Source organism: Iodobacter sp. BJB302, assembly GCF_002735645.1.
Lineage (GTDB): Bacteria > Pseudomonadota > Gammaproteobacteria > Burkholderiales > Chitinibacteraceae > Iodobacter.
On the sequence record NZ_PDZG01000010.1, the window covers coordinates 42,948 to 56,201 of the forward strand.

18 protein-coding genes are annotated in these 13,254 nt (G+C 51.3%); all 18 read right to left on the reverse strand.

Annotated elements, in window-relative coordinates:
* Positions 1–85: 85 nt before the first annotated feature.
* The gene (locus CSQ88_RS05070; RefSeq protein WP_099397018.1) at positions 86–388 is read right to left on the reverse strand and encodes a phage tail assembly protein; all 303 of its coding nucleotides are present in this window, start codon (positions 386–388) and stop codon (positions 86–88) included.
* Positions 389–523: 135 nt separating this feature from the next.
* Positions 524–760 (reverse strand): hypothetical protein, encoded by a 237-nt coding sequence (locus CSQ88_RS05075; RefSeq protein ID WP_143449414.1) that lies wholly within the window; start codon positions 758–760, stop codon positions 524–526.
* Positions 761–849: 89 nt separating this feature from the next.
* Positions 850–1,515, reverse strand: a complete 666-nt coding sequence (locus CSQ88_RS05080) for a DUF4145 domain-containing protein (RefSeq protein WP_143449415.1) — start codon at positions 1,513–1,515, stop codon at positions 850–852.
* 163 nt (positions 1,516–1,678) lie between these two features.
* A complete protein-coding gene (locus tag CSQ88_RS05085; protein WP_099397020.1) occupies positions 1,679–2,374 on the reverse strand; it encodes a DUF4145 domain-containing protein in 696 nt (231 codons plus the stop codon).
* 168 nt (positions 2,375–2,542) lie between these two features.
* A complete protein-coding gene (locus tag CSQ88_RS05090; protein ID WP_257212466.1) occupies positions 2,543–3,064 on the reverse strand; it encodes a phage major tail tube protein in 522 nt (173 codons plus the stop codon).
* Positions 3,064–4,497 (reverse strand): phage tail sheath subtilisin-like domain-containing protein, encoded by a 1,434-nt coding sequence (locus tag CSQ88_RS05095; RefSeq protein ID WP_099397022.1) that lies wholly within the window; start codon positions 4,495–4,497, stop codon positions 3,064–3,066. The genes CSQ88_RS05090 and CSQ88_RS05095 overlap by 1 nt, the downstream gene beginning before the upstream one ends.
* A gap of 2 nt (positions 4,498–4,499) precedes the next feature.
* A complete protein-coding gene (locus tag CSQ88_RS05100) occupies positions 4,500–4,709 on the reverse strand; it encodes a hypothetical protein (protein ID WP_099397023.1) in 210 nt (69 codons plus the stop codon).
* Complete coding sequence (locus CSQ88_RS05105) at positions 4,706–5,170, reverse strand: Gp37 family protein (RefSeq protein WP_099397024.1); 465 nt, start codon at positions 5,168–5,170, stop codon at positions 4,706–4,708. The genes CSQ88_RS05100 and CSQ88_RS05105 overlap by 4 nt, the downstream gene beginning before the upstream one ends.
* On the reverse strand, positions 5,170–5,634 hold the full coding sequence (locus CSQ88_RS05110; RefSeq protein ID WP_099397025.1) for a gp436 family protein: 465 nt from the start codon (positions 5,632–5,634) through the stop codon (positions 5,170–5,172). Before CSQ88_RS05110 ends, CSQ88_RS05105 begins: the two co-directional genes overlap by 1 nt.
* 3 nt (positions 5,635–5,637) lie before the next feature.
* Positions 5,638–6,051 carry a capsid cement protein gene (locus tag CSQ88_RS05115; protein ID WP_099397026.1) on the reverse strand — a complete coding sequence of 138 codons (414 nt, stop codon included), beginning with the start codon at positions 6,049–6,051 and terminating at the stop codon, positions 5,638–5,640.
* The gene (locus CSQ88_RS05120; RefSeq protein ID WP_099397027.1) at positions 6,048–6,323 is read right to left on the reverse strand and encodes a hypothetical protein; all 276 of its coding nucleotides are present in this window, start codon (positions 6,321–6,323) and stop codon (positions 6,048–6,050) included. Before CSQ88_RS05120 ends, CSQ88_RS05115 begins: the two co-directional genes overlap by 4 nt.
* An 11-nt stretch (positions 6,324–6,334) precedes the next feature.
* The gene (locus CSQ88_RS05125) at positions 6,335–7,258 is read right to left on the reverse strand and encodes a hypothetical protein (RefSeq protein WP_099397028.1); all 924 of its coding nucleotides are present in this window, start codon (positions 7,256–7,258) and stop codon (positions 6,335–6,337) included.
* A gap of 10 nt (positions 7,259–7,268) precedes the next feature.
* Positions 7,269–8,372 (reverse strand): peptidase, encoded by a 1,104-nt coding sequence (locus CSQ88_RS05130; protein ID WP_099397029.1) that lies wholly within the window; start codon positions 8,370–8,372, stop codon positions 7,269–7,271.
* A gap of 193 nt (positions 8,373–8,565) precedes the next feature.
* Positions 8,566–9,021: a phage virion morphogenesis protein gene (locus tag CSQ88_RS05135; RefSeq protein ID WP_099397030.1), complete on the reverse strand. Its 456-nt coding sequence runs from the start codon at positions 9,019–9,021 to the stop codon at positions 8,566–8,568.
* Positions 9,018–9,746: a phage minor head protein gene (locus CSQ88_RS05140; protein ID WP_180273531.1), complete on the reverse strand. Its 729-nt coding sequence runs from the start codon at positions 9,744–9,746 to the stop codon at positions 9,018–9,020. Before CSQ88_RS05140 ends, CSQ88_RS05135 begins: the two co-directional genes overlap by 4 nt.
* Positions 9,736–11,217, reverse strand: coding sequence for a DUF935 domain-containing protein (locus CSQ88_RS05145; RefSeq protein ID WP_099397032.1), 1,482 nt, complete (start codon positions 11,215–11,217; stop codon positions 9,736–9,738). Before CSQ88_RS05145 ends, CSQ88_RS05140 begins: the two co-directional genes overlap by 11 nt.
* The gene (locus tag CSQ88_RS05150) at positions 11,214–12,710 is read right to left on the reverse strand and encodes a hypothetical protein (RefSeq protein ID WP_099397033.1); all 1,497 of its coding nucleotides are present in this window, start codon (positions 12,708–12,710) and stop codon (positions 11,214–11,216) included. The genes CSQ88_RS05145 and CSQ88_RS05150 overlap by 4 nt, the downstream gene beginning before the upstream one ends.
* Positions 12,707–13,252 carry a DUF3486 family protein gene (locus CSQ88_RS05155; protein WP_099397034.1) on the reverse strand — a complete coding sequence of 182 codons (546 nt, stop codon included), beginning with the start codon at positions 13,250–13,252 and terminating at the stop codon, positions 12,707–12,709. Before CSQ88_RS05155 ends, CSQ88_RS05150 begins: the two co-directional genes overlap by 4 nt.
* Between the last annotated feature and the right edge of the window lie 2 nt (positions 13,253–13,254).

The following is a 13,254-nucleotide window of genomic DNA, read 5'->3' on the forward strand; positions in this document are numbered from 1 at the left end:
CGCTTAGTTTTGACTACGGCGCTTTATTTCACGCTCTGCAGCCTCAACCCAGAAAAAATAATCATCCATTTCCAGTGCGTCAATTTCAGACGGCTGTAGCCGTAGTACCAGCAGCAGGATCTCGTCCAGCGGCCTGAGTGATTTCTCCGCCACTCGCCATGGACTGAAAGGCATCGGAAAGCACCTTGCTGTCCGCCACATCCAGCTGATCCAGATCTTCCACCACCAGCCCTGTCAGGCGGCTAAACAGAAAATCTTCCTGATCAACCGGATCGCTGCTAAATTTTTGCGCCGCTTTTAAATCGGCACGCTTAGGGCGTGGCAAATCCAGCGAATCAATGCGAACGCCAGCAGCGGTGGTAAATGGGAACTTCAGCGTAATTTTCATGGGATGCCCTTTATGTGAGTGAATTGGCCAAAGTGATGGCAGAACTAAACACAAAGGATTTTGCGGGAGGCGGGAGCAGGAGTCAGTTAATGCAGTTTAGAAAAGGAAAGCCCACCGAGGTGGGCTATCACATTATTACTTTCCCAGAGAAATTTTAATTTCTTTAAGAATGGTGGTCAGGTCATCAACTTGTATACGTATATTGCTGGCATTTATCAGGCGCATATCAGGCTTTGCTGCTCTTTCTTCTTCATCCAAACATGGTCCGGGATCTTGCCATTTTTGGCCCTGCATCGTTGTGATTAAAGCTTCAAATCGTTCACGCAGTTGTTTTTCAAATTGATCAATATATTGCTTGTTATGCTTAGACATAATGACACGATGACTTAGGTAATAAAAAAACCCAACCATTACGCGGCTGAGCCGTGAACTCTAGCTAAAAATGACTGTAACCAGGACTTTTAAAATTTTGTATCGAGAAAACTCTCTACGTTTTGAATCATATTAACTACTGCTTGTTTGTCGTAGTCAGCACTATCACCATGTGCTGCACTATTTCTTATACCCGCCCATGCAGTAATTTGTTTTTGCGTATTGCTGTTGTAAACACCTTTTCTTGCAAGATCTTCATTTAGCTTATTAAGTTTATCTTTAGTGTTAACAGGAATGTCATTGCGCGTACATAAATCTCTTATTGCTGTTTCTAACACAGTACCTGCGATTACAGCAGCTGCGGTGGTAAATCCACAATTGAGTAGCTCTTTGGCTTGCTCTAGCTCGTTATCAAAAACTTCAGCGTGAACAAGTAGGCGCATTGGAATGAGGTAGCCACCATCAAAATCCTCTTGTGCTGCGATTAAGATCGCTCGCAGTCTTTTGAGTATTACATAATTACCATCTCCTATCCCATGTGTTTTTTCAGAGGTAGTAAACTGTATAAAGTGTTGAGAATCTTGGCCACACGCATTAGATAATAAGTTCTTTACCTTCACCTTCCACCCAAGAAACACATCACTATCAATCACCCAGCCATTTGAAAACTGCCCAGAGCTGTGGCTTTTTTGCTCTTCAATGGTGTTGGCTTCAGAAATCAATGCGGCAAAACGAGCTGAGGCTTTGTTATTCAAAATATGAATCTCCGATATACGTAAGATAAAAAATTCTATACCTTAACTTTTGAAATCATTGCCAAGCACGGTAGGTTGGGCTAGTGATTTACCAGCCCAACATGCTGAGGGATATGGCAATGTTGGGCTGATAGAGCTTTAGCCCAACCTACAGCACTTGATTTTATTCCGCCCTACGAGTCTTTCTTCGCTCTGTAGCAATACGAAGACGTTCTGGCTCTGTATATATACGATTAAGAAGTGCGATTGTGAAATCTACAATATCTTCCGCGTCGTGTTCAGACAGTGTTCCCTCATGAGCACCATCATTTCCATCCTCTTTGACCGCCATAGAAAGATCACGTAGTGATTCATCCAGCCGTTTGCTATCAAAAAGCCATGGCAATCTCAAACCAAGATTTCGACGAATTTTGCTATTTAGTCCATCTACATGATCTTCAGGTAAAAGGTCTTTCGTTCCAATATCAATACAAAGTCTAAACATCGTGGCCGCAGCATTATAACAACCGATGGCTAAGCACTTCGCACCTTCATTGAAAGCGGCTTCAATGTCTTTCGGGATATGTTCAGGTGGAGCAATAGCGGCAGTATCTTTGAGGCTAATAAAATCTTTAACAATCATATAATGATTAACTGCATTAGTAATTTTTAGAAGGCCGTATTTGGAAATATTGAGTGTATCTTTAGCTTCTTTCTGAGCCAAGACAAACACAGTAGACTTATTACAATTTCTGCAAATACAAAAAGCTTCATAATGAAACTGCCAGTTAAAACTTTGTCCAAGATAATTCTCTTGAGTAAGATCGAAGGTGATTTTTTTTGACTTACAGCGAGGGCAATCAGCAACTAGCTCTGGCATGAACAACTCCGATTCTTTTATAAAAACATTGGATGTTTATATCATACCTGTTTAAAAAAATTGCCGCCTTCTAAGAACAATATTATCAGCATCATTAAGCTTGTTTTAACCACAAAACCCAACAAAAAAGCCCACCGAAGTGGGCTTAAATATTCAAGTGAATCAGTGCTACCCGCCAATATTCTGCCGATACTCGTCCAGCATATCCTCCCCATTTACGCGGAAAATATTGGCCATATAATCCAGCTCCAGGATTTCTTCCCCATCCAGCACCTGTTTGATATACGTCGCTGAAAAACTAGCAGGAAATTCGGCGTTGTCGTGCTGTTTATACGTGCCCAGCGGGTTCTTTTTAAAGCTGACGGTTAAGAATGTGACCAGGGCAACTTGCTGCACGCGCCCTTGGCTGTTGTAGTTTTCCACATTCGAGCGGCATTGCAGCTGTACGGTTTTAAACGGGTTGGCCATAATTTTGGCTACATCGGCATAGAGCGAGTTCCATTTAATCTCGCCCTCCAGCTTTTCAAACCCTGCGGGCAGCTCAATCTTGCCCACCATACCCAGCGCCTTATGCTCTTGCATAATGGCGGTCACATCTGGCAGTTTGATTTCTTCCGCCTTACCCAGCAGTGAATTGCCATTCACATAGATATTGGCGTTGGTAATCCGGTTAATTTCGATCCTGGACATTATTTAGCTCCTTTTAATGTGAGCAGGTATTCCGAAGTGATCTCGGTTTCAAATGTCAGCCGTTCCATCGGTGGCGGTGGGGTGTATTTGTAGCTGATGAGTAAATGCCCGGCAGCCAGCTCGGTTTGCGGATTACGGGCCGGATCAAACCAGGCTTTAAATCCGATTAGTGCCCCGTCACCAATCAACTTGCGGCCATAGGCATTGGCAGAATCAACCAGGCTGTCGATCAGCGCCTGATTGAGCGGCATATCCATATACTGCAGTGAAAAATAGCGCATGCTTTCGTTCAGCATGTCACCAGTGCGGCGCACGTTTTCAAAATTACGCATGTGGGTCACTGTAGGAAATGCCGCGCTGCGATTGCCCCACAAGCGCAGGCCGGTGCCGTAGCTATTAAATACCGTGGTAATGCCCACTTCATTGAGCATATTCACTTCGGAACTGGGGTCGTCAATCATGGCTGAAAGCTGACGCTCTACGCCGGTAATGCCTAGCAGCTCCTGATTAGAGCTGGACCACCAAAAGCCATGATCCAGATCCACTTTGGCACGCAGACCAGCAGCGCGAGCGGACAACGGTTCCAGCCGTTCGGCTTTTAGCACCGTGTCGTATACTTTAACGTGTGGGTAGCAAAGCCGGACGCGATCGCTGGATGTGTTGAAGTTGATCGTACCGGCAGGGCCACGGCCAGCCAGGGCTTGGGCAAATGTGGTGCCGATCGGTGCATCAATATAGGCGATGGCATCCAGCTGATCCGCCATTGCAATCAGCTCGGCTGACACTGAGTTTTGCGTGCAAAACGCTGGTGCGATCAGGATTTTGGCAAAGAAGCCGAACAGATTATAGGTATCTTTCAGTGCCTTCATACCGATGCGCTGGCCTGCGCCGTTGACTGCACCAATGATGTCTGCAGACGTGACTTTAGTCGGGTCGGCATAGTCATAAGTGACTTTAAGTGGTGGTGGCGAGGCAGGAATTGCGCCGGTTTTAATCCGGGTAATCACGCCGCAGATCAGATCGATTGAGTAATCAGTGCCTGCCACATAGGTAGTGACATTGTCCCCGCTTTTAACCGTGGCATTTAATAAAGCAGGCTTGCTGGTTTTACCGCTGCCAGTGCTGGCATCCAGCGCAACTGACTCAGCAGTGATATTGGTTTTATGCACTGCAGGGTCGAGCACATTAATGATCAGCACGGTGCCAGCGCCAAAATCATAAATGGCATCCAGCGCCTGCGGGATAGTAAAGCCTGGCAACTGCGGGCCAAATGCCGCGCCGTCTTTTTCAGACAGGCTCAGCGTTGTGACATTTACAGGCCCAATTGGGGCGGTGCCGATCAGCCCAATCACTGCGCTTTTAACTGTTGTGACTGGGCGCGGGCCGCGTTCTAATTCAAGGGTTTCTACACCGTGTAAATAGTTTGCAGGCATGATCAAACTCCTTCTGCAGCAGCGGCGGTCTTGCTGGCCTTGGCCGGTTTTTCAATCACCGCAGTGAGGTGTCCCAGTGCTTCTAGGGTTTTGGTATATTCATGCTCTGCAGGCAGATCCACTTCCGCGCCATCATGCAGCATGACTTCTGTTTCAGCCTCGCCATCACGCAGAGTGACACCAGAGCTTGGGCCTTTGTAGATGTATTTCATGGTGCCTCCTCGTAATTCACAACAGTGAGCGGGTGCTCTGTTCCAACTTCTTCGTCTTCCACCAATATGCCGCTGGTGGATATATCTAATGCGTATTGCCAAAGGTCGGCGTTTTGGCCTAAAAATTTTTCACTGACGGCCCGTATTTTTTTGCAATCTGGGGGCTTAAATCCCACCACAGCACGGCGAGCTAAATCCAGCACTTCAATCACGCCACCACGGCCATTGAGCTGGCGCACCACCACTGTGATCGACAATTTAATGGTGCGAGGCTGGGCAATAAAATGCGTGTCGATCGTCTCGTCAAACTGGCTGCTGATATAGCTCAGCAGCAGTGCGCCGGTTGGATGGTTAAGCCGATAGTTCTTTGGGCTTTCAGGGAAGTACTCACTGGCCAGCTGGGGCAGCTTTAACTGTAAGCGCTGTAAAACAGCATCCAAAATTTCAACGGTGCTGGCCATTAGTAGCTATCCAATAGTTTTTTATTAAACCGGCGCTCTGATGTACGCACTTTCATTTCCCCCGCTTCAGGCGCGGCTTCACCCGTCAGCGGAATACCGATAGTGAGTTTGCCGTCCCGGATATGCTCCAGCATGAGCATTGATGCTTTGTAAGTACGCACTACGGCATCGGGCAAATCGCCGCCCTCAGGCCGCCGGGCATACAGCTCATGGCGGGCCAATTTAATGGCAAGGTCTTTAATGACAGTGGGTACGGGCAGCAGCGGCAAGGTATAGCGGCCACGCAGATGCGCATCCACGACCTCTTCCGCTTGCCGCACCCTGTCTTCAACCACTTCCATCACCAGCTGCGGCGGCGTGGATGTGCCGCCGTAGCTCAGATCTGGCTGCGCATCATTACTCAGCGCAATCAGCGTTTGTAGTGGGATGGCCAGCTGCAGGTCAGCCAGGGTGCAGTAGCGCATGGCTCAGATCACCAGTACGCGGATGATGTCACCCGCCACACCGGCATCCAGTGCATAGCCATTAATAGCCTGCGGCAATACGCCGCCTGCCAGCGTCATGGCTGGTGCAGCACTGGTCGATGTCACTGCCGTACCTCCTGCAGGTGATGTGGCAGTGAACATGCTGGCGGTGACAGCCTTGCCGGTGGCATCGGACGTGACCGATACTCCCCGATTAATTGCCCCTGCGCATTCAACCAAGGCGATCCCGGAAAAAACCAGCGCTCCATATTGGCCCGCATCTGCTTCGCTATCCGTTACCCCCAGCGCTTTTGAGTTAGCTGTACACAGACCACCACCGAAATCGACAAACCGGAAACGGGGTAAGTTGACCACAGCAAGGATGGAAGTAATGCCTAGAGGCTGTGCTGTTTTCATGCTTTAGCTCCTTTTTTGTTTGCCGCTGTCGATTCTGCATCTGGGGCAGCATCGGCAGGCAAACTATCCGTTGCCGGAGGTGGGGTTTCGATAATGGCCGGAGGGGTGATGACGGCCTCTGGCACTGGTTCTGGCTCCCAGCTCGGATCAGGCTCTAAAAAAGCACGCAAGCTGAATGCTTCTTTCATGCTCATTTCAATTTTATCGCCTGGTTCATAACGCTCCCCATTGTGCAAAATGGGTGAGTCTTTCACGAGAAAACGTTCGATCATTTCAGCACCCCTTAGGCGTTAGTATCTGAGATCAGATAGCCCGCTTCCGCGCCCACAATAAAGGGCCGGAAAATATTGGTGCAGCGGACAATCTCAACCTTGCCGTCTTCGGTGCGGGTATCCACGATCGGCTTGTTTTTGCGGATGGTGTAGCCAAAGGCTGGCTCGTAAGGGGTGCGATTCTGGCCAGCGCGTTTGCCCGGCACATAAGCAAGAATAATGTTGTCCTGCCAGAGATCCGCAAACACATCCTGGTCGTTGGCGTAAACCGCTTTACCAACAGCGATGTTTTCGATCTCAAAGATGTCGCGCATCAGATCGGCAGTCACAATACCTTTCATGGAATACTTGATGCGGTCCAACAGCTGTGGGTGGTTTTTTAATACCGACTGGCTTGAGGCACCAATGATCATGGTATTGGGGTAGCGGCCAATTTTGGCGCGAATGGCTTCCTTGCCCGCTTCAATCACCCCAATCGGATCAGAGTTCGCTTTATCGGTAAAACGGCTGTTACCCGACAGCACAATCTTATTACTGGCGGCATAGTTGGCTGGGTTTTGCGCCAGATCTGCGATCATTTTTTCGCGGCGCAGATCAATCCCTTCCGTGGCCACAAAAGTGGCGTTAGATTGCAGCGGAAAGGCGCTTTCTTGCTCTTCACGATAATCAATCGGGTATTCCAGATCGTGCTCATCCAATACCACATCAATACCAGCCAAGCCCTCTGGATTAATGCGGTTGGATTTAGCGCGTAAGGCCCGCTCGGTGTTGTAGATTTTGAAAGCTTCTTTCCCAAACTTAGGGATCTTGCCGCCTTCCTTTTGCACTTCAACCGTTGGCATCAGCAGCTCGCCCACATATTCCAAATTGCTATAGCCCAGCGCCAGTTGCGATAAAACCGGATCAACAACGCGCAGATTAGATAAACGTCCCATGACCTACTCCTTATTTAATAACTGCATTTGCCGCAGTGGCGTAATCCACTGAATGCTCACGCATATGTGAACGAATTTTTTGATCCAGCTGAACACGCTCTGGATCTGCGTTTTCACCGTAATCCACGACACCCCCAGCGTCTGCCGCAGAAGCTTTGCCCTTGGTGGCGTGCTCGCCAAACTCCACTACCCTGGGCAGCTCGGAGAGGAAACCTTTCAGCGCCGTTGGCAAGGCTTGCTTTGCAGCGCCTTCGCCAAATTCCAGCACTTGCTCGCCGTCAGCAAAATCCAGCAGCGCAACCACGGTTTCTTTGTGTTTAGGGGCCAGCGTGCCGTCGGCGATCAGCCCCTCGGCAAAACTGGCGTGATCGTCATGGCGCTGGTCTGCCAGCAGCTTTTTCTTTTCTGCTTCGGCGAAGGCCACCAGCCCTTTGAGCTTGGTGTTTTCTGCTTCGAGAGCAGCGGCTTGTTCTGGGGTCACAGTAAGCTCCTTGGTAACGGGGTCAGGTTCGGAAAAAGCGGGGGAAACTTCAGGTTCGGGCTGGGCTGCTTGTTCCTGTATCCAGTCCACATCCCATGACGACAGGGCTTTGTTGGCCTCAGCCAAGCCAAATTTGTCAATCATCCACTCACGCAGGCCACGGAAAATCCGAGATACGGCACCGGCGGGCAGCTCGCCAAATTCAACGACGCCTTCTTCTGCTTCGGCAAATTCGACCTGCTTTAGCCCTTTAATCGCTGGGGGCATCGCCCCCAGGAATCCGACATGGCGCAGGTAGTAAACGCCAGGCACCGGGTTGGCCGGAGCATCCGGGGTGTAAAAAGAGCCAGAGATTTTTTTGAGCCGACCCGATTTCACCATCTCGACAAAGCTCACATCCATCTGATGCGGCTCACCCATCAGGCCGTCAGCATTAGTGCTAAGCGACTTTACCCAGCCATAGGCCGGTGCATCATGCTTGGGATGCCCAATCACAATCGGCGCTTCATGCAGCGCCGGATCGTATGCAGCGGCACACGCTGCTAAATCTGCGTCAGTAAAATCCAGCGTCACCCCGCTCATTGCGGTTTGACGGCCGGGCTTAAAAATATGGAGGGGGGCTGGAGTATTCATGACGCTATTTTCAGCGCCAGGCGGGGATGGGTCTTTTAATCGACTTTACAATTAACGGCGAGGGGCAAAAATGCAGTGCGGACAAGGGGGATTGAATGCGGCGTAAAGGCTTTATAAAGCTTTAAGCCGCTTTAAAAGAGGGGCTAGGCTATGTTGGCTTGTGTGAAGGGGAGCGAGGGCGCAGCTGGCGGCGTTACCGAAGGGCCGCACGGGTGAGGTGATCCAGGCACAGATCAAGGATTTCGCGCTCATCCTCAGCAGACACACCCAAAAATGGGCGGGCTGGGATATCGCCCCACAGATGCGGGAATTCAGATTTTTTACCGCCAAACTGCATCATGGCTGCCTGTACTTTACTACTGCCGACCATCACACCCGCGCTGTCAGCCTCATAGTGAATCTCATTCGATAGCGAGTGGGTCTCGCCAATCAGGGGGCGATCCCCTTCTTTGTAGTTCAGCGTTGAAAGCACACTGTTGAGTGCCCACTTTTCACCATCCGGGCCACGGCCCTCGTCAAAGCGCCTGATTGTGGTATTGGTCAGGTGTTCACCAATGTCTTTAAACACCGGCCGCAGATTGATGGCTGCGCTTTGTACATTGGCCAGTGCTCGGCGCACTGCAGCTTCGGTCAGAGTAATTTGAATCATCGCGCCATCCTTCGTATATCTTCAGCCACACTTTGCCCCGGCGCGTAATCCCAGCCGTATTGAATACCAACAGGCAGCGTGACTACTTCGCCGGTGCGCTTTACCACATGTTGATAAGTGCCATCATCCGGCGCGGTATCCGGCTTGGCCTTGCCGAGCCGTTTCATTTCCCGCTCATTGATGGCCTCAATAATGCATTTGCAGCCAAAGCCGTTTGGTGTGAAGTGGGTATCAAACCACGGGTCTTGTGCCGGTAGCACCGTGTTGTGCCAGGCTTTGTGGCTGAGCCGTGGATGCTCGCGGGAGCGATGCACATAGCGCCAGTAGGGTCGGCTCGCCAACACTTCCGGGTCGGTCATTTGGGCATAGCGGCCTGCAGAGTAGCTGGTGCGCAGGTTGGTGGTGTAAATGATCCGGGTGCGCCATGCGATTCCATCCGCACTGCCTTCACCCAGCCAGCCGGTCCAGCCACGCTTTTGCACAATGTTTTCAAACTCGTCACGAAACGCTTGGATGGTTTTGCCTTCATCAATGGCGGTCTGAATAGCGGTTTTCAGATCCGCTACCAGGTCTTCTTTCATGGCTCCCGCCACAATAAAACCACGGTCGTGGCCAGCAGCAATGAGATCATCCCAATGCTCTGATGGCAGCGCCAATTTCTTGGAAAAATAGGCCAGCTGCTCGGCAAATGGCTTTGCAAAAACGGCACTCAGATCAACCGCCATTTTTAACCTCTGCACGGCCAGCCGCATCAGCGCACGCAAATGCCAGGCTCATCACCTTGGCCATGTCGCCAATATCCAGCTCGCTAAATTCAGCCAGCAGCGATGTTTGCAGCTGGGAGAGATCATCCACCTGGTCAAGCCGCTGGCGAATCCGCCCCAGCCATTCATCTAAGTGGGGCTGGGCTTCTTCAGCGAGGGTATTGCTGGCCAGATCCGCATAATCAGGCTCGTCTACACTTTCCGCAAAATCTGCAGGGGCCGTGGCGGGTGCGTCGCTGACTGGGGTTTCATCTAAATCCCCGTTTTGCAGATCGTATGCCCGCTTGAAATAGGCCGGGGTGAATTTGGCACCGGCTCTGCTGAGTTTTTCATCCCTCGTGGCTTGTACATCATTAACCTCTTTTTGCTCCCACATACTGAATGTGGGCCGCGCCACGCCCTCGCCAAAATTCAGATCACAAATCCACTCGATCAGCTGATTGAGGGTTTCTTCAATAATGGCTTTGTCGCCATCGCGCAGATCGCGGGTGACCTCCAGCCCAGCCGTGGCAGACGCTTTATTGCTGGTGGATTCGGTCGTTTGGTTCTGGCCAAGCAGGGCAATCGAGACCTCAGAGCGGCAAAAGTACAGCAGCCGCTCGTACACATCGGCACTGCCTGCTTTACCGGCGGCTTCTTTGATCTCAACACTGGAGTCATCTGGGATCACGGCAGCTGCGTCCTGCACCATGTTTTCCAAGCTATCGAGTAGCCGATCAATCTCTGGCTCTGGTGTGCCGCGTGGGTGTTTGCCGACGACCCACGGCATGCCGTATTTTTCGGTAAACGTCACCCAAAACTTTAAGCCGCCTTTTTTAAAGGTGGTGGGCCAGAACACCATGCTCAGATCTGGAAAACCATACGGGTTGTCATAGCTGGGATCTTGCCGGGGTAAAAGAAACTTGCGATCGGGCAGCTCTTCACCTTCGATACGATTTTCTTTTGTGCGCAGGCGCAACTCGTTTTCTGGGCTAAATACAAACCACTCTGCAGGTTTACCGATGATATCGATTGGTACGATATAGCTGCCCACTTTGCCCCAGACGATCTCCATGGGCTGATAGCCAAACAGCACGGCATCCAACATTTCATTAATGATGCGCTCCAGTTTTAAATTACTAAAAACAGAGGTGATCAGCTTGCTGGCACTGCTTTTTGCAGATTCGCGGTTAATGCCCCATTCAAGTGCTTTCACTGCGGATTTACGGCGGCGGATAAATGCACCCACGCTGGAGTCTGAGCGCAGCTCCCTATAGACTTTGATATCCAGGCCCAGTTTTTTCAGCACAGTATCCGGGTTGGGCAGGTACATGCCCAGGCCGTAAAAATCAATGCTGCGGCTGCGCGTGGCCAGCTGCTCGGAGAGTGCTTTGTTCTGCTCGCCAAACTGCACGAATTCTGTGGGGCTAACCCATAATCCCTTGGCTTTCATTGGTATCCCCGTGTGATTTTTTCACCGCCACGGCGGCGGCGCGATTTGACTTTGACCGGCCCTTTGTTGAGTTCGCGGCTGGCAAAGTAAGCCAGCGCCAGGGCAATGGCTGCATCGCCGTGGCGTTTGCCCTTGTCTTCCCCGGTGCTGCGCTTTTCTGCAATACGGGGCACACCGCGCACCACTTCGATCGCTTTCAGGTCGTCCAAAATATCGGCATGGCTGGGCAGATCAATCAGGTTACCATCTTCCAGTGCGGCCTTAACCGGCGGCATGTGCTCGCGATACCAAGCTTCGCTGAGCATTACTTGCTGGATGCGGCTAATGCCGTATTTTTGCATCGCATATTCGGCGAGTGCCTGGCCATTGCCGCGTGCGTCGAATGCACCGCCCATAAAGCGGGGCAGACGGTCCAGCAGGTAAAAGCAGATCTGCTCTTGCTGCCGAAATGGCACATTGCGCAGCTCTAAAATAAAGGGCACACGGCGTACCAAGTTTTGCTGCTGGATCAGTGGCACATGCACGCTCAAATCGCCGCTGCGGCCAAAGTCTTCACCGTTGAAAGAAATGGCATCGGCTGGCAGCTTGGCCAGCAATGGGGCAAGGTGTTTTTTTAGCCAATCGGCACACTCTGCTTCGCGGATATGATCGGGCAATAGCTCAAAGCCCTCGTCACATTTGTAACGCAGTAGTGGCGTTTCTTTGCTCATACGAGATTCAATCAGCGCCCTGGACAGCCAGGCACCGCCGCTGTCTTTGGGAATGCAATCCAGCTCTTCTTCTACATCGTCACCATAGAAGGCCCGGATTCCCTTTGCCCATTCAGCCTCCCCATCGGCGGACCACTCTTTGCCTGTGCGTAAACAAATACGCCGATACAATCCTTCTGCCAGTGCTTCATTAAACGTAATGCGGTGCAAGCTGTAGGGCGTTTTACCCGCGCGAATATCGCCAATCAGTGAGTTAAATGGGTTAGTCACCCCATCGTGAGTGGAGATAATATGAACCTGGCCACCCCACATCAGCAGCGCCATCGCCGCTTTTTTCAGCTCTTCCAGCTGCTCGTGGAACGCCGCCTCATCAATAATCACGCGCCCGGCTTTACCCCGTAAATTGTTAGGACGGGAGGATAGCGCGGTCACGCGGTAGCCAGAGGCAAAGCGGATCACGAATGCATGAATGGCTTTTTCATCGTCGCCATCTACAAAGACTTCCTCGGTTTCTTCAATCTCGCCAGCCGCCAGGCTGTAGTGCTTGGCCCAGTCGGCGCAGTCACGAATAAACTCCAATGCCATCACTTTGTTGTAACCGATGTACCAACTATCCATGCCATTCTGGCTGGCGGAAAGCAATGCGGAATCTGCAGCCTCTGCCCATGACAGACCAATCCGGCGGGATTTTTCGCATACTTTTACGGGCGAGGTATCGGCACACCAGCGCTGCTGGTAGGGCAGCAATACGGCTGGCGATCGGCTGATGCGGGGTTCGCTCATGCTGCAATCCCTAAAATCTGGCGGCGGATGGCATCGGCAGCAGCGTCAGACAGCCCGCCATTTTTAACCACTTTTTCTACCGCTGCAGCCGCAGCATCTACCCGCGATTGCAGCTCTAAGCGGAATTTTTTCTGATTCACAGAGGCCCGCGCCAGTGTGGCGATGTTTTTAGCCGCATCGGACAGCATGGCAATGCGGTCTGCCGGGTTTACATCTTCTGCAGTAGCCTCCTGCAGATTCATAATCGAATCAAAAAGCTCGGTTTGCACCAGTGCCACAAGCGCTTCGGAGCGGGCGTCTTTATCATCCGACGCGCCTTCAGTGAGCATACGGGCGGCTTCGGTACTGGCTTTAATGGCCGCAAAACGCCGCTCTATTTTCTGGCCATAGCGGTGAATGGCAGATTTGCTGATCACATAGCCTTGCTCCCTTAGCATTTCCTCCAGTGCCTGGTAGCCGCTGAAATTGCTTTCAGTGAGCGCACGCTCTAACCAGCGCCGTGCATCTTCGGGCAGGCCATCGATACTGCTGCGGCGGGCCATGA